Origin of the sequence: Streptomyces sp. NBC_00094, assembly GCF_026343125.1 — a bacterium.
Classification (GTDB): Bacteria; Actinomycetota; Actinomycetes; order Streptomycetales; family Streptomycetaceae; genus Streptomyces.
This window is the reverse complement of sequence record NZ_JAPEMB010000001.1, coordinates 5,449,020-5,468,463: the sequence shown is the minus strand read 5'-3', so window position 1 is coordinate 5,468,463 and position 19,444 is coordinate 5,449,020. Positions and strand designations below refer to the sequence as shown.

Here is a 19,444-nt window from a genome sequence, read left to right as displayed (position 1 = left end):
GGCCGGGGGACCCGGCGGAACAGCCGCCGGACCCACCCGGCTCCAGGCCGGATCACCCGGCGGGACACCCGCCGGAACACCCATGGACCGCGGGGTACCTGAACGACCCCGCGCACGATCCGGGGCCTGCCCGTGGGGGGCCGGGCCCCGGATCTCTCCCTGCCCGCATGTCATGCACCTGAAGGGTTCTCCATGCGTAAGTACCTCGCGCTGTCCGCAGCCGCCGCCATGCTCCTCAGCCTGGGCGCCACCGCCTACGCCACCACCGCGGACACCACCTCCGCCCCCTCCGCCTCCTCCCGACCGCTCGCCGGCATGCGGATCCTGATCTCCAACGACGACTCGATGCAGGCCGCGAAGGCGAGCAACTCCGACGGGCTCGGCCTGTACGAGCTCCGCCGCGCGATGTGCGCCGCCGGCGCCGACGTCGTCGTCATGGCCCCCTGGCAGGTCCAGTCCGGCAAGGGCACCGCCGTCACCAACGGCGGCGTCGTCACCGCCCAGCGCCGCACCGCCCTGCCCGCCGGATACGAGAACGACTGCGCCGGCGCCCCCGCGCAGGGCGCGGTCTACGGCGTCTGCCTCTCCGACGGCCCCTGCGTCAAGGACTCCCCGAGCGCCACCCCCGCCGACACCGTCAAGCTCGCCCTGCGCGGCGGCCTCAGAGCCAAGGCCGGCTGGACCGAGGCCCCCGACCTCGTCCTCACCGGCATCAACTCCGGCCCCAACATCTCCGCGAGCGTCAACGACTCCGGCACCGTCGGTGCCGCCGTCGCCGCCATCGACCAGGAGGTCCCGGCCGTCGCCTTCTCCTCCTCCGGCGACGCCACCAACACCTCCTTCCCGCGCGTCAACTACCGCGCCCACGCCGAGTTCGGCGCCCGCCTCGTCGCCGGCCTCACGCAGCGCGGGCTGCTGACCGCGAAGTTCGCCCTCAAGGTCGACTACCCCGACGTCAGCACCGGTGTCCCGGCGAAGGCCCCGGTCTGGACCCGTGTCGGCGACGGCGCGATCGTCTACCACGCCTTCGAGCAGCGCGGGACCGGTGACTCCTTCGACATCGCCCTCGGTCTCTGCCCCGTGGACGGCAGCGGCGAGGGCGAGTGCGCCGAGGGCCGGAAGGACGCCGACTCCACCTGGCTGCTCGACAAGGGCCACGTCACGATCGCTCCCGTCACCTGGGACCGTACGTACGGCACGCCGGTCGACGCCCGCCGCGAGCTGAACCGGATCGAGTGGTTCGTGAAGCACGAGGCCCCGCGCCCGTGACCCGGCGCCGTGCGTTCCCACGGCACCCCTACCGCTGCACCGAGTAACCCCTCGACTCCGTCGGGTGTTTACCCCGGCCGTCCCCGCCCCACGAGGATGGCCGGGACCGACTGCCGAGACGAGAGCGGATACAGCGACGATGTCCTCCCCCGTGACCCTCGACCGCCGTGAAGGACCGTACGGAGAAGTGGTGCTGCGCCGCCGCGCCGAGCACTTCGAGATCATCGCCAACGGGACCTTCCTGATGGACACCTCGGACGGGCGCTCCGAGCGGCTGCTCGTCGACGCGGCCCTGGGCGCCCTGCCCGAGGAGACCCGCTCCGGCGCCTCCGTCCTCGTCGGCGGCCTCGGGGTCGGCTTCTCCCTCGCGCACGCCGCGGCCGACCCGCGCTGGGGCCGGATCGCCGTCGCGGAGCGGGAGGGGGCGATCATCGACTGGCACCGGGAGGGCCCGCTCTCCGCGATCTCCGGGAGCGCGCTGGCCGATCCGAGGACCGTGATCCTGCACACGGACCTGGTGGCCTACCTCCACACCTCCTCCGACACGTACGACGCCCTCTGTCTCGACATCGACAACGGACCGGACTGGACGGTCACCGAGGACAACGAAAGCCTGTACGCGGCAGAGGGGTTGGCGGCCTGCGCGGCCCGGCTCAACCCCGGCGGCGTCCTCGCCGTCTGGTCCGCGCGGCCCTCGGCCGATTTCGAAGCCTCGTTGCGGAATGCCGGATTCAGCGGGGTACGGACCGAAGAGATCCCCGTTGCCCGGGGCGTCCCCGACGTGGTCCACCTCGCCGTACGTCCCTGACGGCTCTCGGACAACTCCTGGATAGCCGGGACGCTGCCCGTACCTCTAGGCTGCTGCACCGACATCAGCGACGCGAGGCGGGGCAATGGACCAGACACACACCACTCACCACGGTGCGGCGGCCACTCCCGGGGCCCAGCGGCGGGTGCTCGTCGTCGAGGACGACGCCACGATCGTGGAGGCGATCTCCGCCCGGCTGCGCGCCGAGGGCTTCGTCGTACAGACCGCGACGGACGGCCCCGCGGCCGTCGACGCCGCCGAGACCTGGCAACCGGACCTGATGGTCCTCGACGTGATGCTTCCCGGCTTCGACGGCCTGGAGGTGTGCCGCCGGGTCCAGGCCCGGCGCCCGGTCCCGGTCCTCATGCTCACCGCCCGGGACGACGAGACCGACATGCTGGTCGGGCTCGGCGTCGGCGCGGACGACTACATGACCAAGCCGTTCTCGATGCGCGAGCTCGCCGCCCGGGTGCACGTCCTGCTGCGCCGGGTCGAGCGGGCCGCGCTGGCGGCGGTCACCCCGCGCAGCGGGATCCTGCGCCTGGGCGAGCTGGAGATCGACCACGCGCAGCGCCGGGTCCGGGTGCGCTCCGAGGACGTGCACCTGACCCCGACCGAGTTCGACCTGCTGGTCTGCCTGGCGGGCACCCCGCGGGCGGTCCTCTCGCGCGAGCAGCTCCTCGCCGAGGTGTGGGACTGGGCGGACGCCTCCGGCACCCGGACCGTGGACAGCCACATCAAGGCGCTGCGCCGGAAGATCGGGGCCGAGCGGATCCGTACGGTGCACGGTGTGGGGTACGCGCTGGAGACCCCGGCGCCGTGAACCGGCCGGGGAGGCGCACCAAGGACACCGGGACCGGTGGGACCACCGGGACCGCCGGCACCACCGGGTCCCGCGGCCGGCGCCGGATCGTCATCTCGGTCAAGACCAAGCTGGGCGCCCTGGTCGTCGGCGCGGTCCTGCTGACCTCGTGCCTCGCGCTGGTGGCGATCCGCACCTCCACGGAGTTCCGGTACATCACGATCTTCGCGATGATCGCGACCCTGCTGATCACCCAGTTCGTGGCCCAGTCCCTGACGGCTCCGCTCGACGAGATGACCACGGTGGCCGGGGCGATCTCGCGCGGCGACTTCAGCCGCCGGGTGCGGGGCGCGGACCGGCGGGACGAGCTGGGCGGTCTCGCCGCGACGATCAACCGCATGGCGGACGACCTGGAGGCCGTCGACCGGCACCGCAAGGAGCTGGTCGCCAACGTCTCGCACGAGCTCCGCACCCCGATCGCCGCGCTCCGGGCCGTCCTGGAGAACGTCGTGGACGGGGTGTCGGAGGCCGATCCGGAGACGATGCGCTCGGCGCTGAAACAGACGGAGCGGCTCGGCCGGCTGGTGGAGACGCTGCTGGACCTGTCACGTCTTGACAACGGTGTCGTCACGCTGAAGGCAAGCCGTTTCGAGGTCTGGCCGTACCTGTCGGGGGTGCTGCGGGAGGCGAACCTCGCCGCGTCCCAGCGCGGTCTCTTCTCCACCTCGGGGCTGCACAACCGTACGGACGTCCATCTGCACCTGGACGTGTCGCCGCCCGAGCTGGTCGCGAACGCCGACGCGGAGCGGCTCCATCAGGTGATGGCCAATCTGATCGACAACGCGGTGAAGCACTCGCCGCCGCACGGCCGGGTCACGGTCCGGGCCCGGCGCGGCCCGTACCCCGGCGCGCTGGAGCTGGAGGTCGAGGACGAGGGTCCCGGCATCCCGGAGTCGGAGCGGCACAAGGTCTTCGAGCGGTTCAACCGGGGCACGACGCCGCACCGGCAGGGTCCGGGCAGCGACGGCGGCACGGGGCTCGGGCTCGCGATCGCCCGCTGGGCGGTGGATCTGCACGGTGGCGGGATCGGCGTGGCCGAATCATCACGCGGCTGCCGCATCAGAGTCACTCTTCCGGGCAGCCTTCCGCCGAGAGATTGACGTAGGGTTCGAACCGGAAGAGCACGTTCTGCGTGTACGTGGGCGGGACCTGCGCGCACGTGAACGGGGTGCGATCAGGGATGCGGTCGAAGAGGGCCGCGCCCGCGCTTTTCCGTACCCTCACACGTACGGAACCACGGTTGTTTCCCGCCATTCACAGCTCCGAAACACCTCGTCAAGTGTGACTTGCGCGACGTTGGAGTGCCCGGCCTGCACCTCCCGGCCGGACAGGCGTAGCCTTTATTTCCGCTGTCCATCACCTTGTGAAGCGGAAGAGGGCGGTTGCCGCCGTGTCGTCTCAGTCCCCCAGTACCCCGAGCTCCCCGACCGACCAAGACGGGCAGGGTCAGAACCCTGCCACCGCCTTCGGTGCCAATGAGTGGCTCGTCGACGAGATCTACCAGCAGTACCTCCAGGACCCGAATTCGGTCGATCGTGCCTGGTGGGACTTCTTCGCCGACTACAAGCCGGGAGCGTCGGACACCCCGACCGCCCCGGCCCCCACCACTCCGAGCGCGCCGGCCGTGCCGCAGACGGGCCCCGCACAGGCCGCGCCTGCCGCTCCGGCGGCCGCTCAGGCCTCCGTGCCCGCTCCGGCTCCGGCTCCCGCCGCTGCTCCGGCTCCGGCCCCGGTCACGCCGGTCGCGGCTCCCGCCGCCCCGGTCGCCGCGAAGCCCGCAGCCGCTCCCGCCCCGGTCAAGGCCAAGGAGGCCACGGTGGCTCCCGCCGGTCCCGAGCTGATCACGCTGCGCGGCCCCGCCGCCGCGGTCGCGAAGAACATGAACGCCTCGCTGGAGGTGCCGACGGCCACGTCCGTCCGCGCCGTCCCGGTGAAGCTGCTCTTCGACAACCGGATCGTGATCAACAACCACCTGAAGCGCGCCCGGGGCGGGAAGATCTCCTTCACGCACCTCATCGGCTACGCGATGGTGCAGGCGATCAAGGCCATGCCGTCGATGAACCACTCCTTCGCGGAGAAGGACGGCAAGCCGACCCTGGTCAAGCCGGAGCACGTGAACTTCGGTCTCGCGATCGACCTGGTGAAGCCCAACGGCGACCGCCAGCTCGTCGTCGCGGGCATCAAGAAGGCCGAGACGCTCAACTTCTTCGAGTTCTGGCAGGCGTACGAGGACATCGTCAAGCGGGCCCGCGTGGGCAAGCTGACGATGGACGACTTCTCCGGCGTCACGGTCTCCCTGACCAACCCCGGCGGCCTCGGCACCGTCCACTCCGTGCCGCGTCTGATGCCCGGACAGTCGGTCATCATGGGCGTCGGCTCGATGGACTACCCGGCCGAGTTCCAGGGCACCTCCCAGGACACCCTGAACAAGCTGGGCATCTCGAAGGTCATGACCCTGACCTCGACGTACGACCACCGCGTCATCCAGGGCGCCGCCTCCGGCGAGTTCCTGCGCGTCGTCGCGAACTACCTCCTCGGCGAGGAGGGCTTCTACGACGACATCTTCAAGGCCCTGCGCATCCCCTACGAGCCGGTCCGCTGGCTCAAGGACATCGACGCGTCGCACGACGACGACGTCACCAAGGCCGCGCGCGTCTTCGAGCTCATCCACTCCTACCGGGTCCGCGGCCACGTCATGGCCGACACCGACCCGCTGGAGTACAAGCAGCGCAAGCACCCCGACCTGGACATCACCGAGCACGGCCTCACCCTGTGGGACCTGGAGCGGGAGTTCGCGGTCGGTGGCTTCGCCGGCAAGTCGATGATGAAGCTCCGCGACATCCTCGGCGTCCTGCGCGACTCGTACTGCCGCACCACCGGCGTCGAGTTCATGCACATCCAGGACCCGAAGCAGCGCAAGTGGATCCAGGACCGCGTCGAGCGCCCGCACGCCCGTGTGGAGCGCGAGGAGCAGCTGCGGATCCTGCGCCGGCTGAACGCGGCGGAGGCCTTCGAGACCTTCCTGCAGACGAAGTACGTCGGCCAGAAGCGCTTCTCCCTGGAGGGCGGCGAGTCCGTCATCCCGCTGCTCGACGCGGTCATCGACTCGGCCGCCGAGTCGCGCCTCGACGAGGTCGTCATCGGCATGGCCCACCGCGGCCGCCTGAACGTCCTCGCGAACATCGTCGGCAAGTCGTACGCGCAGATCTTCCGCGAGTTCGAGGGCAACCTCGACCCGAAGTCGATGCACGGCTCCGGCGACGTCAAGTACCACCTGGGCGCCCAGGGCACCTTCACCGGTCTCGACGGCGAGGAGATCACGGTCTCCCTGGCCGCCAACCCCTCGCACCTGGAGGCGGTCGACCCGGTCCTGGAAGGCATCGTCCGCGCCAAGCAGGACGTCATCAACAAGGGCGGCACGGACTTCACGGTCCTGCCGGTCGCCCTCCACGGTGACGCGGCCTTCGCCGGCCAGGGCGTCGTGGCCGAGACGCTGAACATGTCCCAGCTGCGCGGCTACCGCACCGGCGGCACGGTCCACATCGTCATCAACAACCAGGTCGGCTTCACCGCCGCCCCGGAGTCCTCGCGTTCCTCCATGTACGCGACCGACGTGGCCCGCATGATCGAGGCGCCGATCTTCCACGTGAACGGCGACGACCCGGAGGCCGTGGTCCGCGTCGCGCGGCTGGCCTTCGAGTTCCGCCAGACGTTCAACAAGGACGTCGTGATCGACCTCATCTGCTACCGCCGCCGCGGTCACAACGAGGGCGACAACCCGCAGTTCACCAACCCGCAGATGTACAACCTGATCGACAAGAAGCGCTCGGTGCGCAAGCTGTACACCGAGTCGCTCATCGGTCGCGGCGACATCACCCTCGAAGAGGCGGAGCAGGCGCTCCAGGACTTCCAGGGCCAGCTGGAGAAGGTGTTCGCGGAGGTCCGCGAGGCCACCGCGGCCCCGACCCCGGCGCACGTCCCGGACGCCCGCGCCGAGTTCCCGGTCTCCGTCACCACCGCGGTCTCCGCCGAGGTCGTGAAGCGGATCGCCGAGTCGCAGGTCAACGTCCCGGAGCGGATCACGGTCCACCCGCGACTGATGCCGCAGATGCAGCGCCGCGCCGCCTCCATCGACGACGGCACCATCGACTGGGGCTTCGGCGAGACCCTCGCCATCGGCTCCCTGCTGATGGAGGGCACCCCGGTCCGCCTCTCGGGCCAGGACTCCCGCCGCGGCACGTTCGGCCAGCGCCACGCGGTCCTGGTGGACCAGGAGACCGGCGAGGACTTCACCCCGCTGCTCTACCTGGCCGAGGACCAGGCCCACTACAACGTCTACGACTCGCTGCTCAGCGAGTACGCGGCGATGGGCTTCGAGTACGGCTACTCGCTGGCCCGCCCCGAGGCACTGGTCGTCTGGGAGGCCCAGTTCGGTGACTTCGTCAACGGCGCGCAGACCGTCGTCGACGAGTTCATCTCCTCGGCCGAGCAGAAGTGGGGCCAGACCTCCGGCGTCACGCTGCTCCTGCCGCACGGCTACGAGGGCCAGGGCCCGGACCACTCGTCCGCGCGCCCGGAGCGCTTCCTCCAGATGTGCGCCCAGGACAACATGACGATCGCGATGCCGACGCTGCCGTCGAACTACTTCCACCTGCTGCGCTGGCAGGTGCACAACCCGCACCACAAGCCGCTCATCGTCTTCACCCCGAAGTCGATGCTGCGCCTGAAGGCCGCGGCGTCGAAGGTGGAGGAGTTCACCACCGGCGGCTTCCGCCCGGTGATCGGCGACACGCTCATCTCCTCCGGAGCCGGCAACGCGGCGGACGTCCGCAAGGTCGTCTTCTGCGCCGGCAAGGTCTACTACGACCTGGAGGCCGAGCGTCAGAAGCGGGGCGACACGGAGACCGCGATCATCCGTCTGGAGCGCCTGTACCCGCTGCCGGGTGCCGAGCTCCAGGCCGAGATCGCCAAGTACCCGAACGCCGCGAAGTACATCTGGGCGCAGGAGGAGCCGGCGAACCAGGGTGCGTGGCCGTTCATCGCGCTCAACCTGATCGACCACCTGGACCTGGCGGTCGGTGCGGACATCCCGGCGGGCGAGCGCCTGCGCCGGATCTCGCGTCCGCACTCCTCCTCCCCGGCGGTCGGCTCGGCCAAGCGCCACCAGGCGGAGCAGCAGCAGCTGGTCAACGAGGTCTTCGACGCCTGATCTCGTCCTGCGTGAGTTCCACGTACGGAGGCCCGGCACCCCCTCGGGGGTGCCGGGCCTCCGGCGTTCCGTGGGCCTCCGGGGCACCGCCTATCCTGATCGCATGTACTTCACCGACCGTGGCATCGAGGAACTGGAGAAGCGGCGCGGCGAGGAGGAAGTCACCTTCGAGTGGCTCGCCGAGCAGCTGCGGACCTTCGTCGATCTCAACCCCGACTTCGAGGTGCCGGTAGAGCGCCTCGCGACCTGGCTGGCCCGTCTGGACGACGACGAGGACGACGACGAGTAGGACGCGGTCCCGGCTGCGGGGCCGGTGGGCCCGGCCCTGGGGGTCGGCCGATCCCGGTGGCGCGAATCGCGGCACCCGCCGTGGGGGCGGCGATCCCGGCGGTGCGGTCAGCGGCCCCGCCGTGCGTCAGCGGTCCCGCAGCCAGTCGTACGAGAGTCCCGAACCCGCCGTGCGTCAGCGGTCCCGCAGCCAGTCGTACGAGAGTCCCGAACCCGCCGTGCGTCAGCGGTCCCGCAGCCGGTCGTAGGCGAGTCCGAACCCGCCGTGCGCGACGAGCAGGGCCCCCGCCGTCGCCCAGCCGCCGCTGCGCCGGCCGATGCCCCAGATCAGCAGCGGCAGACCCACCGCGAGTTGCGCCCCGCCCAGTGCGCGCGCCTTGGGGCCGCGCAGGTACGGGCCGAGGGGCCCCTCCTCCATCACGTCCAGCTCGGCGCGTACGGCGTCGAGCCAGCCGGGCCATGCGAGTTCCTCGGCGCCCTGGGCCAGGGCCACGGAACGGAGCCGGTCTGCGCTGTCGCCGGGGGTGAGGCCGGTCGGCAGGGCGAGGCCGGTGCGGGCGAGGACCGCGACGACGCCGACGAGCCGGCTGTGGGCGTCGGCGCCCGGGTCGGGCTCGGTGAGCGGTTCCAGGGCCTGGACGTCCAGGACGGGGTCGAGGGAGAGCCGGGCGGCGAAGGTCCGCATGGCCTCGTCCTCGCCGACGGGGGTGCCGTCCGCGAGCCAGGTGTAGCCGACGGTACGGCGGAAGCCCGCGGCGAGCGTGATCCCGGCCCGGTCGCGGTCCCACCAGAGCGCGAGGACGGGCCAGGTCGCCGCGGAGACGGCGAGGGCGGTGGCCCAGCCGGTGACGACCTGTTCGACGGGTTCCCCGCCGTGGAGCCAGGGCTTCCCCTCCGGTACGAGCACGCTCCAGTCGTCGCCCGCGGGAGCGAGGAGCAGCTGTTCCCGCAGCAGCTGGGCCGGCGGCCTGACCGTCGGGGGCTCGGCACGGCAGAGCAGCAGCGCCCCTGAGGGGCTCGATCCGGTTGTCGCGTTCATGGCCCCACGCTAGCCAATTTGTCCGTGTACGGCGGTGATTGCCCCCTACGTATCGGGGAAGAGTCAGGGTTGACTTCCCCTTTCCGCGATATATCGTGTCTATCGAGAGTCGCGATATGTTGCGTTGCCGAAACGGGAGGTCAGCACCATGACAGAGTGGTCCGTCACCGAGCCGACGAAACTGGCGCCCGCCGATCCTGTGACGCGCCTGCAGGTCCGCATCGTCAACGGCACGGTGAACGTGGTGGGGACGGACGAGAGTTCCACCCGTGTCGAGATCTCGGAGATCGAGGGTCCGCCGCTGATCGTGACGCAGGACGGCTCCACCCTGACCGTGACCTACGAGGACCTGCACTGGAAGAGCCTCCTCAAGTGGCTCGACCGCAAGGGGCACCGACGCAGGGCCGTCGTCTCCGTCGCCGTCCCCGCCGGCGTCGACGTCGAGGTGGGCGCGGTCGGCGCCGAGGCGGTCGTCTCCGGCATCAGAGGGCGTACGGAGGTGCGTGGCGTCACCGGCGACACGACCCTCGTGGGGCTCTCGGGTCCGGTCCGCGCCGAGAGCGTCTCGGGGAACCTGGAGGCCCAGTCCGTGACCGGCGCGCTGCGGATCACCTCCGTGACCGGCGCCGTCACCGTGATCGAGGGCGCGGGCGGCTCGGTGAAGGCCGACACCGTCAGCGGTGACATGGTCATCGACCTCGACCCGGCCGAGCTCGACGGACCGCCGGCCGACATCCGGCTCAGCAGTGTCTCCGGCGAGGTCGCCATCCGGCTGCCGCACCCGGCCGACGCCCAGGTCCAGGCGAGCACCACGAGCGGTGCCCTGTCGAACGCCTTCTCGGACCTGCGGGTGGACGGCCAGTGGGGCACCAAGTCCATCACCGGCACGCTCGGCTCCGGCCGGGGCACGCTCAAGGCGACCACCGTCTCCGGCTCCATCGCCCTGCTCCGCCGCCCCGAGGCGGACGAGGACGCCGGGTCCACCCCCTCCCCCGCCGCGACCGGAAAGGTGCTCTGAGATGCCGCCCGTCTTCGCCCATGGCCGCCTCCGCCTCTACCTCCTCAAGCTGCTCGACGAGGCCCCCCGCCACGGCTACGAGGTGATCAGGCTCCTGGAGGAGCGCTTCCAGGGGCTCTACGCCCCCTCGGCCGGCACGGTCTACCCGAGACTGGCCAAGCTGGAGGCCGAGGGCCTCGTCACCCACGCCAGCGAGGGAGGCCGGAAGGTCTACTCGATCACGGACGCGGGCCGCGCCGAACTCGCCGGGCGCGGGGCCGAGCTGACCGACCTCGAGCGGGAGATCCGCGACTCGGTCTCGGAGCTGGCGGCGGAGATCCGCGATGACGTGCGTGGCGCGGCCGGCCGGGTGCGCAACGAGATGCGCGCGGCGGCGGGCCGGACCCGGGCGGCGGAGGCCTCGTCGTTCGCCGACGCCAAGGAGGAGCTGCGCCGGGCCAAGCAGGAGTGGAAGGAACAGGCCCGCCAGGCCAAGGCGGAGGCCCAGTCGGCGCGCCACCAGGCGAAGGAGTTCCAGCGGATCGCCCAGCAGGTCCAGGAGGAGGTCCAGGACCGGTTCGCGCGGGGCGAGTGGCCCAAGGGGGTCTGGGAGGGCCTCTCGGACATCACCGCCCAGCTCGGCGGCCTGGTGGCGGGCACGACCCACCCGAAGGCGTCGGCCACGTCGGCCGAAGCGACTGACACGACTGACGCGGCCGGCATGGCCAGCACGGCCGAGGCGACGGGCGCGACCGGAACCACCGGAGCTACAGGAGCTACAGGAGCCACCGGGAAAGCCGAGGTGTCCGGTGTCGCCGACGAGGCCGGGTGGTCGCCGGAGTGGGCGTACGACACGGGAGGTTCGGGCGATCCGGGCCGCGATCTCGACCGGCTGCTCGACCGCTTCCGGGACGAGATCCGGGACGCGGCCCGGGACCACGGGGTGAGCCAGGAGCAGCTGACCGAGACCCGCCGCCATCTGTCGACGGCGGCGGTCCGGATCACGGGGCTGCTGCACCCCCGACGCACGAGCTGAGCGCGGGACGGGCCGGGGTCAGCCCCGGGTGGCGGTGACCGTCACCCGGGCGCCCGGGGCCGCGAGGATCCAGGCCCTCCCCCGGTCCTTGCGGAGCACGAGCGCCCCGCCCCGGGCCGTCACCCGCCAGTCGCCGGGCGGGAGCGAGAGCTCGGTGACGCGCGGGCCGCGGCGCCCCGCGGAGTCGTACGACAGGCGGTAGACCCCCGTCGCCGGGTCGTAGGCCGTGGAGCGGACCGTGCCCGCGACCGCCTCCGCGTACGGCTCGGCGGTCAGCTCCTTGTTCGTACGGAAGGCCCCGGTGCCGTCCACCGCGCAGTACCCGCCGCCGTAGCACCACTCCCAGCCCGAGCTGTAGCGGCCGAGGGAGGACATCGCCTCGCGGTAGAAGCGGTTCATGTTCGGCAGGGAGTTGTTGAGCGGGCCCCACTCCCCGCTGGAGGCCTGCACCTGTACAGGCGCAGGCTCACCGCCACCTCGTGCACCTCGACCCAGTCGGTGGCTGGATCGTCATCGGCGCCCGCCCCCAACCAGAGTTGTAGAAGTGCGGGGCTTGGAGCTCTCTCCCGCCCGAGAGCGTGAGACTCCCTTCTGGATCGCTCCGAAGGGTTTGACGGCGCTTGCGTCCGTCCAGACGACGATCCTCCCGACCGCCGGGCAGGTCAACGACCTCCCTGAAGTCGCCAACTTGGCTATCGTCGACGACCCCCAAACGGTAGCAGTGCGCAACGCTCCGAACGCACAAAGCGTCAGCGGTTGGCGAGCACCCGCCACGTGCCGGCCTGGGCGCGCTGGAGGTCCTCGTCCTCGTACAGGTGGGTGAAGGCGCGCTGGACGGCCGGCTCGAAGTACTCGGAGAACCAGTCGTCGGGGTGCGGGGTGAAGGGCAGGCCGTCGGTCCTGGTCGCCCACTCAGGGATGCCCCGATGGCCGAAGGCCGGTCCGAAGACGTCCTGGTGGGCGTCGAGGAGCACCTTGACGTCGTGCTTCTCGGCCCAGCCCAGGATCCGTTCGATCGTGCGCAGATAGGTCTGGCTGTACTGGCCGGGCCGGGGCTCCAGGTCGTCCCAGAAGACGAGGAGGCGGGCGAAGTTGAACCCCTTGGCACGCATGTCGCGGATGTGCTTCTCGGTGATCGCGGAGAGGGCCGCGTCGCCGCTGTTCGCCTTGTCCGCGAGGTTCCAGCCGCGCAGGGTGAGGGTACGGCCGTACGCGTCGGTGAGGGCGGGTATGCCGTCACCGCCCACGCGCCCGGTCTCGGCATGGGCGGTCGTCGGGGTGATCAGCGCGGCGACGACGGCACTCGCCACAAGGGTGGTTCGCAACAAGGAAGACCTCCGGCACGAGGAAGTGAGAGATGTTCATGTTTTGCGTGCCGGAGATCCCATCAGCATGACTGGCGAGTCATCAAGAGGTCGTGAGGACGATCTTTCCGAAGAGTTCGCCGGAGGCCATCTTCTCGAAGCCCTCCCGCGCCCGGTCCAGCGGCAGGACCTCGTCGATGACCGGCCGGACGCCCGTCGCCGCGCAGAAGGACAGCAGGTCCTCCAGCTCGTCCTTGGAGCCCATCGTCGAGCCGACGACCTTCAGCTCCAGGAAGAAGATCCGGGTCAGCTCGGCGTGCGCGGGCCGGTCGCCGCTCGTGGCGCCCGAGATGACCAGGGTCCCGCCCGGGCGCAGCGACTTGACCGAGTGCGACCAGGTCGCGGCGCCGACGGTCTCGATGACCGCGTCCACGCGCTGCGGGAGCCGTGCCCCCGGCTCGTACGCCTCGACGGCTCCGAGTTCGACGGCGCGCTTGCGCTTGGCCTCGTCGCGGCTGGTGGCGAAGACCCGCAGGCCCGCCGCCTTGCCGAGGGCGATCGCGGCGGTGGCCACGCCGCCGCCCGCGCCCTGCACGAGCACCGAGTCCCCGGGCCGTACACCGGCGTTGGTGAAGAGCATCCGGTACGCGGTGAGCCAGGCGGTGGGCAGACAGGCGGCCTCCTCGAAGGAAAGCTCCTTCGGCTTGGGCAGCACGTTCCAGCGGGGCACGGTGACGCGCTCGGCGAAGGTGCCCTGGTACCGCTCGGTGAGGATGGAGCGGGGCTCGTCCGGCCCGACGCCGTGGCCGGTCTGTCCGATCACGGAGTGCAGGACGACCTCGTTGCCGTCCTCGTCGATGCCGGCGGCGTCGCAGCCGAGGATCATCGGCAGCCTCCCCTCGGGCAGTCCGACCCCGCGCAGCGACCACAGGTCGTGGTGGTTGAGCGAGGCGGCCTTGACGGTGACGGTGGTCCAGCCGGGCCGGACCTCGGGCTCGGGGCGTTCGCCCAATTCGAGCCCGTTCAGGGGCTGGTCGCGGTCGATTCGGGCAGCGTAGGCAGCGAACATGGCCTCGACCCTAGGGTCCGACGTGTGCATGGCGGAACCACGCACACGTGTGACACATGCCTCCGCGGGACCCGCCCGGCCGAATACCCCATGGTCGCGCCGTCACAGGGCGGGGACGACGTCGTCACGGGTCCTCGTACGCGCCGGGGACACCCCGGCCGACGGGGATCCGGCATACGAAAGGGCCCCGTCCCGGTGACCGGAACGGGGCCCTCTCAGCGGCTCAGGTACGAGCTCAGCGGCGCGCGACGCCCTCCGCACGGGCGGCGGCGGCCACAGCGGCCGTGACGGCCGGGGCGACCCGCTCGTCGAACGGCGACGGGATCACGTAGTCGGCGGCGAGCTTGTCGCCGACCACGTCCGCGAGCGCGTTCGCCGCGGCGATCTTCATGCCCTCGGTGATCCGGGAGGCCCGGACCTGGAGCGCGCCGGCGAAGATGCCGGGGAACGCGAGGACGTTGTTGATCTGGTTCGGGTAGTCCGAACGCCCGGTCGCCACGACGGCCGCGTACTTGTGCGCGATGTCGGGGTGGACCTCGGGGTTCGGGTTGGCCATGGCGAACACGAAGGCGTTCGGGGCCATGGAGGCGACGGCCTCCTCGGGGACCGTACCGCCGGAGACGCCGATGAAGACGTCCGCGCCGGCCAGGGCGCTCTCCAGGGAGCCGGACAGGCCCGCCTTGTTGGTGATCTCGGCGAGCTCGCGCTTGACCTCGGTGAGGTCCTCGCGGTCACGGCTGACGATGCCCTTGCGGTCGGCGACGGCGACGTCACCGAGGCCGGCCTCCAGCAGGAACTTGGCGATCGCGACACCGGCCGCACCGGCGCCGGAGATGACCGCGCGCAGGTCGCCCAGCGTCCGGTCGGTCAGCTTCGCCGCGTTGCGCAGCGCCGCGAGGGTGACGATCGCGGTGCCGTGCTGGTCGTCGTGGAAGACCGGGATGTCGAGGCGCTCCTGGAGCTTCCGCTCGATCTCGAAGCACCGCGGCGCCGAGATGTCCTCCAGGTTCACTCCGCCGAAGGACGGGGCGAGCCGGACGACCGTCTCGACGATCTCGTCGGCGTCGGTGGTGGCGAGGGCGATCGGGACCGCGTCCACGCCGCCGAACTGCTTGAAGAGGATGGCCTTCCCCTCCATGACCGGGAGGGAGGCCTCCGGGCCGATGTCGCCGAGGCCGAGCACTGCCGTACCGTCGGTCACGACGGCCACGACCTGGGACTTCCAGGTGTAGTCGTTGACCAGCTCGGGCCGCTCGGCGATCGCGGTGCACACCTTGGCGACGCCGGGCGTGTACGCGAGGGACAGGTCGTCCTTGTCCCGGAGGGGAACGGTGGCCTGCACGGCCATCTTGCCGCCCCGGTGGAGGGCGAAGACAGCGTCGAAGGGCTCCTCCGGAGCTCCTTCCGTACCGCTGTCATTGCGAGGATTGACGATCTCCGCTGCCATTGGGTTGACCCCTTAAGTCTGTTTCATTTGAGGGTGGCCACTCCTGGTTGAGGAGGGGTGGGAGGCACCGCGGCCGCCTTGTCTGGCAGCCGCTCGGGCGCGCCGCACAACGCGCCCTGAGCCCCGGATGAGGGGTGTAAGGATCCTTCTTACCGGACGGACGGCACCGCAGACGAGTCCATAACCGCTCGGTGACGCGACTCATACCGAGTGCATCCGGACACGGACGGAGAGCGACACGTCACCCCATGTCCCGATAGATACTCACCGCACCCGATTGGCCGTGTTCGAGTCGTCCGAATGGCGAGATCAACCGGAGATTTTCCGGTGATGGGGAAGGGATTCCGGAGAAGATCCGGCCTTGATGTACCGGCCTGTCGCGATTCGGAGGTCACCCGTTACCCGATTTTGACATCCATGGCCGTCGGTTTGAGGCAGTCCGAATGGCAAGATGCCCTAATCACACGAGGTCGCGGCACTCGAAGACGCGTACGCGACCTGCCTGGCAGCTCCCTCACACGCCGGAGGAACCCGACCATGACCGCACGCTCCACGCGCTGTACGACCGTCGCCAAGACCCGCACGTCCCGTCTTGCCGCCGTCGCCGCCATCGCGGTCGCCGGCTCGATGCTGCTGACCGCCTGTGGCGACCAGACCGAGGGTGGCTCGCCGACCCCGACGAAGGCGGGCGACACTCCGTCCACCAACGCCGCCCCGCTCTTCTCCAAGCTCCCGGCCGACATCCAGAAGGCCGGCGTCATCAAGGTCGGCACGGACGCCTCGTACGCTCCGATGGAGTTCACCGAGGGCGGCAAGATCGTCGGCGTCGACCCCGACATCGCCGCGGCCCTGGGCAAGCAGCTCGGCGTCGAGTTCCAGTTCACCTCGGGCACCTTCGACGGTCTGATCACCTCGGTCTACACCGGCCGCCAGGACCTGATCATGTCCTCGATGACGGACAACAAGAAGCGCCAGGAGGGTCTGGACGACGACGGGAAGAAGATCGGCAAGGGCATCGACTTCGTCGACTACTTCAGCTCCGGCGTCTCCCTGCTGGTCAAGAAGGGCAACCCGCAGGGCATCAACTCCCTCGACGACCTCTGCGGCAAGACCGTGGCCGTCCAGCGCGGCACGATCTACGAGGACACCTTCAAGGCCCAGGCCACGAAGTGCGGCGCGAACAAGCTGACGATCCAGGCGTTCGACTCCGACGCCGAGGCGCAGACCCGCGTCAAGGCCGGCGGCGCCGTGGCCGACCTCAACGACTACCCGGTGGCCGCGTACATCGCGAAGACCTCGGGCGGCGGCAACGACTTCGAGGTCGTCGGCAGCCAGAGCGACGTCGGCCTCTTCGGCATCGGCGTCTCGAAGGAGAACACGCAGCTGCGCGACGCCGTCAAGGAAGCGCTCGACGCGATCATCAAGGACGGCACCTACGCCGATGCCCTGAAGAAGTGGGACGTCGAGGACAGCGCCGTGAAGTCGGCCACCGTCAACGCCGGCAAGTGACCTCCCCGCTCCACTGAAGGGCAGTCGTCATGACTGACAAGATCAGCAAGGACCCGGCCGCCGCTCCGGCCGGGTCCGGCGCCTCGGGCTCCCCGTACGAGGCGATCAAGGCCATCCCCGTGCGGCACTACGGGCGCTGGATCAGCGCCGTCGTGGTCGTCGCACTGCTCGGCTGGCTCGTCTACGCCTTCTCCCAGGGCAACATCATCTGGGACACGGTGTGGGACAAGGTGTTCGACCCGTCGGTCATCAGCGGCCTGTGGAACACGATCATCATCAGCGTCGCGTCCATGGCGCTGGGCCTCGTCCTCGGCGTCGTCTTCGCCGTGATGCGGCTGTCCAAGAACCCGGTGACCGGCGCGGTCGCCTGGCTCTACATCTGGTTCTTCCGCGGCACCCCGGTCTACGTCCAGCTGCTCGTCTGGTTCAACCTGTCGCTGATCTTCGAGTACATCGACCTCGGGCCGATCTACAAGAACGAGACCGTGGACGTCATGACGCCGTTCATGGTGGCGCTGCTCGGCCTCGGCCTCAACGAGGGCGCCTACATGGCGGAGATCGTCCGCGCGGGCATCCAGTCGGTCGACGAGGGGCAGACCGAGGCGGCGCACGCGCTCGGCATGTCCCAGACGAAGACCATGCGTCGCATCGTCCTCCCGCAGGCCATGCGGGTGATCGTGCCGCCGACGGGCAACGAGTTCATCAACATGCTGAAGACCTCGTCGCTGGTCTCGGCCGTGCAGTACACCGAGCTGCTGCGGGCCTCCTCGAACGAGGGCAACACGGCCGGTGCCGTGATGGAGATGCTCTTCGTCGCCTCGATCTGGTACCTGGCACTGACCAGCGTGTTCAGCGTCGGCCAGTACTACCTGGAGCGCCGCTTCGCCCGCGGTTCGACCCGTAACCTGCCGCCCACCCCGCTGCAGCGGGTCAAGACGAACCTGCTCACGTTCAAGCGTTCTCCGGAGGGATCGGCATGACCGGTCAGCCCATGGTCAAGGCAGAGGGCGTCCACAAGTCCTACGGCGCCGCCCACATCCTCCGGGGCATCGACCTGGAGGTGCAGAACGGCGAGGTCTTCTGCCTCGTCGGCCCGTCCGGCTCCGGCAAGTCGACCTTCCTCCGGTGCATCAACCACCTGGAGCGGGTCGACGGCGGCCGGCTCTCGGTCGACGGCCAGCTGGTCGGCTACCGGGAGAAGAACGGCAAGCTCTACGAGCTGAAGGACAGCGAGGTCGCGACCCAGCGCCGGGACATCGGCATGGTCTTCCAGCGCTTCAACCTGTTCCCGCACATGACGGCCCTGGGCAATGTCATGGAAGCGCCGATCCAGGTGAAGGGCGAGTCCAAGGCCGTGGCCCGCGAGCGGGCCGAGCGGCTGCTGGACCGGGTCGGCCTGGCCGACAAGGCCGGGAACTACCCCACGCAGCTCTCCGGCGGTCAGCAGCAGCGCGTCGCCATCGCCCGTGCGCTGGCGATGGAGCCGAAGCTGATGCTCTTCGACGAGCCGACGTCGGCGCTCGACCCGGAGCTCGTGGGTGACGTCCTGGACGTCATGCGTGACCTCGCCGAGTCGGGCATGACGATGATCGTCGTCACGCACGAGATGGGCTTCGCCCGTGAGGTCGGCGACTCGCTGGTCTTCATGGACGGCGGCGTGGTGGTCGAGTCGGGCAACCCGCGGGACGTCCTGGGCAACCCGCAGCACGACCGGACGAAGGCGTTCCTGTCCAAGGTGCTGTAGGGCGCACGGCAGAGGGAGAGGGCGGTACGGGCGACCCCGTACCGCCCTCTCCCATGCCCGGGCTACTTCACGGCGAGGAGCAGGGTGTCGGAGGGCGAGGCCCACACCGGCCGGGCCTCGGCGAAGCCGGCGGCGCGGAGGGTGTCGGCGTGCCAGCGCGCGGAGGGCATGTCGCCGTCGGCGTGCTCGCCGTAGATCTCGAAGCGGCGGGCGGTGGGCTCGGCGAGGGCCGGGTCCGCGGCGGCGACGGCCCACCACGCGGCCCAGTCCAGGGCGCCGTCGGCCTTGGCCCGGTCCATGACGGCATGCCGGTGGGCCCGCTCGGCGGCGTTGATACGGGGCGTGCTCTCGTCGATCATGTGGTCGGCGTTCATGAAGACGCCGCCGTCGCGGACGAGCCCGGCGACCTGCCCGTAGAGGGCGGTCAGCGGCTCGCTGTGGAGCCAGTGGAGCGCGGTGGCGGTGAGGACGGCGTCGTACGAGTCGTGGGGCAGCCGCGCGGTCCACGCGGGGTCCTTGAGGTCGGCGGTCACGAAGGTGACGCGCTCGTCGCCGGAGAAGTACCCCTCGGCGATGGCGAGGAGGGCGGGATCCAGATCGACACCGGTACTGGTCGCCTCCGGGAACCTCCGGAGGAGCCGATCCGTGATACTTCCCGTACCGCACGCGAGGTCGAGCACGCGGGGCTTCGGCCCCACGACGGCCTCGACCATGTCGAGCATCACCCGGAACCGCTCCTCACGGTCCGGCATGTACCACTCCTGCTGACGGTCCCAGCTCTGCTGCCAGGCCGCCCAGTCGGTTCCGGTCATCGCCGCTCCTCCCCCTCTTCGTAATACCCTCGTAGGGGAAACAACCGTTAC

General features: G+C 70.5%; 16 protein-coding genes and 1 pseudogene. 11 read left to right on the top strand and 6 right to left on the bottom strand.

Features of this window, described 5'->3' with window-relative positions; translation table 11 throughout:
* Window positions 1-192 precede the first annotated feature (192 nt).
* The 6 genes from surE (at window position 193) to OG580_RS24415 (ending at window position 8,437) form a co-directional block, all read left to right on the top strand.
* Complete coding sequence (surE, locus tag OG580_RS24440; protein ID WP_267045804.1) at window positions 193-1,269, top strand: 5'/3'-nucleotidase SurE; 1,077 nt, start codon at window positions 193-195, stop codon at window positions 1,267-1,269.
* A 139-nt stretch (window positions 1,270-1,408) separates the two neighbouring features.
* Window positions 1,409-2,077 carry a spermidine synthase gene (locus tag OG580_RS24435; RefSeq protein WP_267045803.1) on the top strand — a complete coding sequence of 223 codons (669 nt, stop codon included), beginning with the start codon at window positions 1,409-1,411 and terminating at the stop codon, window positions 2,075-2,077.
* 85 nt (window positions 2,078-2,162) lie between these two features.
* Window positions 2,163-2,900: a response regulator transcription factor gene (locus OG580_RS24430; protein WP_267045802.1), complete on the top strand. Its 738-nt coding sequence runs from the start codon at window positions 2,163-2,165 to the stop codon at window positions 2,898-2,900.
* A gap of 86 nt (window positions 2,901-2,986) precedes the next feature.
* On the top strand, window positions 2,987-4,039 hold the full coding sequence (locus OG580_RS24425; protein WP_267048110.1) for a HAMP domain-containing sensor histidine kinase: 1,053 nt from the start codon (window positions 2,987-2,989) through the stop codon (window positions 4,037-4,039).
* A 290-nt stretch (window positions 4,040-4,329) separates the two neighbouring features.
* Complete coding sequence (locus OG580_RS24420; RefSeq protein WP_267045801.1) at window positions 4,330-8,148, top strand: multifunctional oxoglutarate decarboxylase/oxoglutarate dehydrogenase thiamine pyrophosphate-binding subunit/dihydrolipoyllysine-residue succinyltransferase subunit; 3,819 nt, start codon at window positions 4,330-4,332, stop codon at window positions 8,146-8,148.
* Between the two features lie 103 nt (window positions 8,149-8,251).
* A complete protein-coding gene (locus tag OG580_RS24415; RefSeq protein ID WP_024761804.1) occupies window positions 8,252-8,437 on the top strand; it encodes a DUF6104 family protein in 186 nt (61 codons plus the stop codon).
* Window positions 8,438-8,659: 222 nt separating this feature from the next.
* Here OG580_RS24415 and OG580_RS24410 read toward each other — a convergent pair whose 3' ends face one another.
* Window positions 8,660-9,475 (bottom strand): hypothetical protein, encoded by an 816-nt coding sequence (locus OG580_RS24410; RefSeq protein ID WP_267045800.1) that lies wholly within the window; start codon window positions 9,473-9,475, stop codon window positions 8,660-8,662.
* A gap of 148 nt (window positions 9,476-9,623) precedes the next feature.
* Here OG580_RS24410 and OG580_RS24405 point away from each other — a divergent pair, with 148 nt between their 5' ends.
* Together OG580_RS24405 and OG580_RS24400 are read left to right on the top strand one after the other, a co-directional pair.
* Window positions 9,624-10,493 carry a DUF4097 family beta strand repeat-containing protein gene (locus OG580_RS24405; RefSeq protein WP_267045799.1) on the top strand — a complete coding sequence of 290 codons (870 nt, stop codon included), beginning with the start codon at window positions 9,624-9,626 and terminating at the stop codon, window positions 10,491-10,493.
* A 1-nt stretch (window position 10,494) separates the two neighbouring features.
* Window positions 10,495-11,508, top strand: coding sequence for a helix-turn-helix transcriptional regulator (locus tag OG580_RS24400; RefSeq protein ID WP_267045798.1), 1,014 nt, complete (start codon window positions 10,495-10,497; stop codon window positions 11,506-11,508).
* Between the two features lie 18 nt (window positions 11,509-11,526).
* On the opposite strand, the gene OG580_RS24395 is transcribed toward OG580_RS24400, so the two are convergent.
* The 4 genes and pseudogenes from OG580_RS24395 to OG580_RS24380 all read right to left on the bottom strand — a co-directional run bounded on the left by OG580_RS24395 (window position 11,527) and on the right by OG580_RS24380 (window position 15,328).
* Window positions 11,527-11,958, bottom strand: coding sequence for a hypothetical protein (locus OG580_RS24395; RefSeq protein ID WP_323182601.1), 432 nt, complete (start codon window positions 11,956-11,958; stop codon window positions 11,527-11,529).
* Window positions 11,959-12,263: 305 nt separating this feature from the next.
* Window positions 12,264-12,794, bottom strand: a pseudogene (locus OG580_RS24390) (cellulase family glycosylhydrolase); the annotation flags it as partial.
* 121 nt (window positions 12,795-12,915) lie between these two features.
* Window positions 12,916-13,881 (bottom strand): zinc-binding dehydrogenase, encoded by a 966-nt coding sequence (locus OG580_RS24385; RefSeq protein ID WP_267045797.1) that lies wholly within the window; start codon window positions 13,879-13,881, stop codon window positions 12,916-12,918.
* 235 nt (window positions 13,882-14,116) lie between these two features.
* Entirely contained in the window at window positions 14,117-15,328 is a 1,212-nt protein-coding gene (locus OG580_RS24380; protein ID WP_267045796.1) for an NADP-dependent malic enzyme, read from the bottom strand.
* Window positions 15,329-15,865: 537 nt separating this feature from the next.
* Between OG580_RS24380 and OG580_RS24375 the strand changes: the two genes are divergently transcribed.
* Genes OG580_RS24375 through OG580_RS24365 form a run of 3 tightly spaced genes read left to right on the top strand, consistent with a single transcriptional unit; the run spans window position 15,866 to window position 18,581 of the window.
* Window positions 15,866-16,837 (top strand): ABC transporter substrate-binding protein, encoded by a 972-nt coding sequence (locus OG580_RS24375; RefSeq protein WP_267045795.1) that lies wholly within the window; start codon window positions 15,866-15,868, stop codon window positions 16,835-16,837.
* A gap of 29 nt (window positions 16,838-16,866) precedes the next feature.
* Complete coding sequence (locus OG580_RS24370) at window positions 16,867-17,817, top strand: amino acid ABC transporter permease (protein ID WP_267045794.1); 951 nt, start codon at window positions 16,867-16,869, stop codon at window positions 17,815-17,817.
* Window positions 17,814-18,581, top strand: a complete 768-nt coding sequence (locus tag OG580_RS24365) for an amino acid ABC transporter ATP-binding protein (RefSeq protein WP_323182600.1) — start codon at window positions 17,814-17,816, stop codon at window positions 18,579-18,581. Before OG580_RS24370 ends, OG580_RS24365 begins: the two co-directional genes overlap by 4 nt.
* 62 nt (window positions 18,582-18,643) lie before the next feature.
* Here OG580_RS24365 and OG580_RS24360 read toward each other — a convergent pair whose 3' ends face one another.
* Window positions 18,644-19,393, bottom strand: a complete 750-nt coding sequence (locus OG580_RS24360) for a trans-aconitate 2-methyltransferase (RefSeq protein WP_267045793.1) — start codon at window positions 19,391-19,393, stop codon at window positions 18,644-18,646.
* Window positions 19,394-19,444 lie beyond the last annotated feature (51 nt).

Bases quoted from the DNA above. Each gene is read 5' to 3' on its own strand.
- OG580_RS24370 (WP_267045794.1), top strand. From the start codon at position 16,867: ATGACTGACAAGATCAGCAAGGACCCGGCCGCCGCTCCGGCCGGGTCC.
- OG580_RS24400 (WP_267045798.1), top strand. From the start codon at position 10,495: ATGCCGCCCGTCTTCGCCCATGGCCGCCTCCGCCTCTACCTCCTCAAG.
- OG580_RS24435 (WP_267045803.1), top strand. From the start codon at position 1,409: ATGTCCTCCCCCGTGACCCTCGACCGCCGTGAAGGACCGTACGGAGAA.
- OG580_RS24365 (WP_323182600.1), top strand. From the start codon at position 17,814: ATGACCGGTCAGCCCATGGTCAAGGCAGAGGGCGTCCACAAGTCCTAC.
- OG580_RS24385 (WP_267045797.1), bottom strand. From the start codon at position 13,881: ATGTTCGCTGCCTACGCTGCCCGAATCGACCGCGACCAGCCCCTGAAC.
- OG580_RS24405 (WP_267045799.1), top strand. From the start codon at position 9,624: ATGACAGAGTGGTCCGTCACCGAGCCGACGAAACTGGCGCCCGCCGAT.
- OG580_RS24380 (WP_267045796.1), bottom strand. From the start codon at position 15,328: ATGGCAGCGGAGATCGTCAATCCTCGCAATGACAGCGGTACGGAAGGA.
- OG580_RS24360 (WP_267045793.1), bottom strand. From the start codon at position 19,393: ATGACCGGAACCGACTGGGCGGCCTGGCAGCAGAGCTGGGACCGTCAG.
- OG580_RS24375 (WP_267045795.1), top strand. From the start codon at position 15,866: ATGACCGCACGCTCCACGCGCTGTACGACCGTCGCCAAGACCCGCACG.
- OG580_RS24410 (WP_267045800.1), bottom strand. From the start codon at position 9,475: ATGAACGCGACAACCGGATCGAGCCCCTCAGGGGCGCTGCTGCTCTGC.
- OG580_RS24415 (WP_024761804.1), top strand. From the start codon at position 8,252: ATGTACTTCACCGACCGTGGCATCGAGGAACTGGAGAAGCGGCGCGGC.
- OG580_RS24430 (WP_267045802.1), top strand. From the start codon at position 2,163: ATGGACCAGACACACACCACTCACCACGGTGCGGCGGCCACTCCCGGG.
- surE (WP_267045804.1), top strand. From the start codon at position 193: ATGCGTAAGTACCTCGCGCTGTCCGCAGCCGCCGCCATGCTCCTCAGC.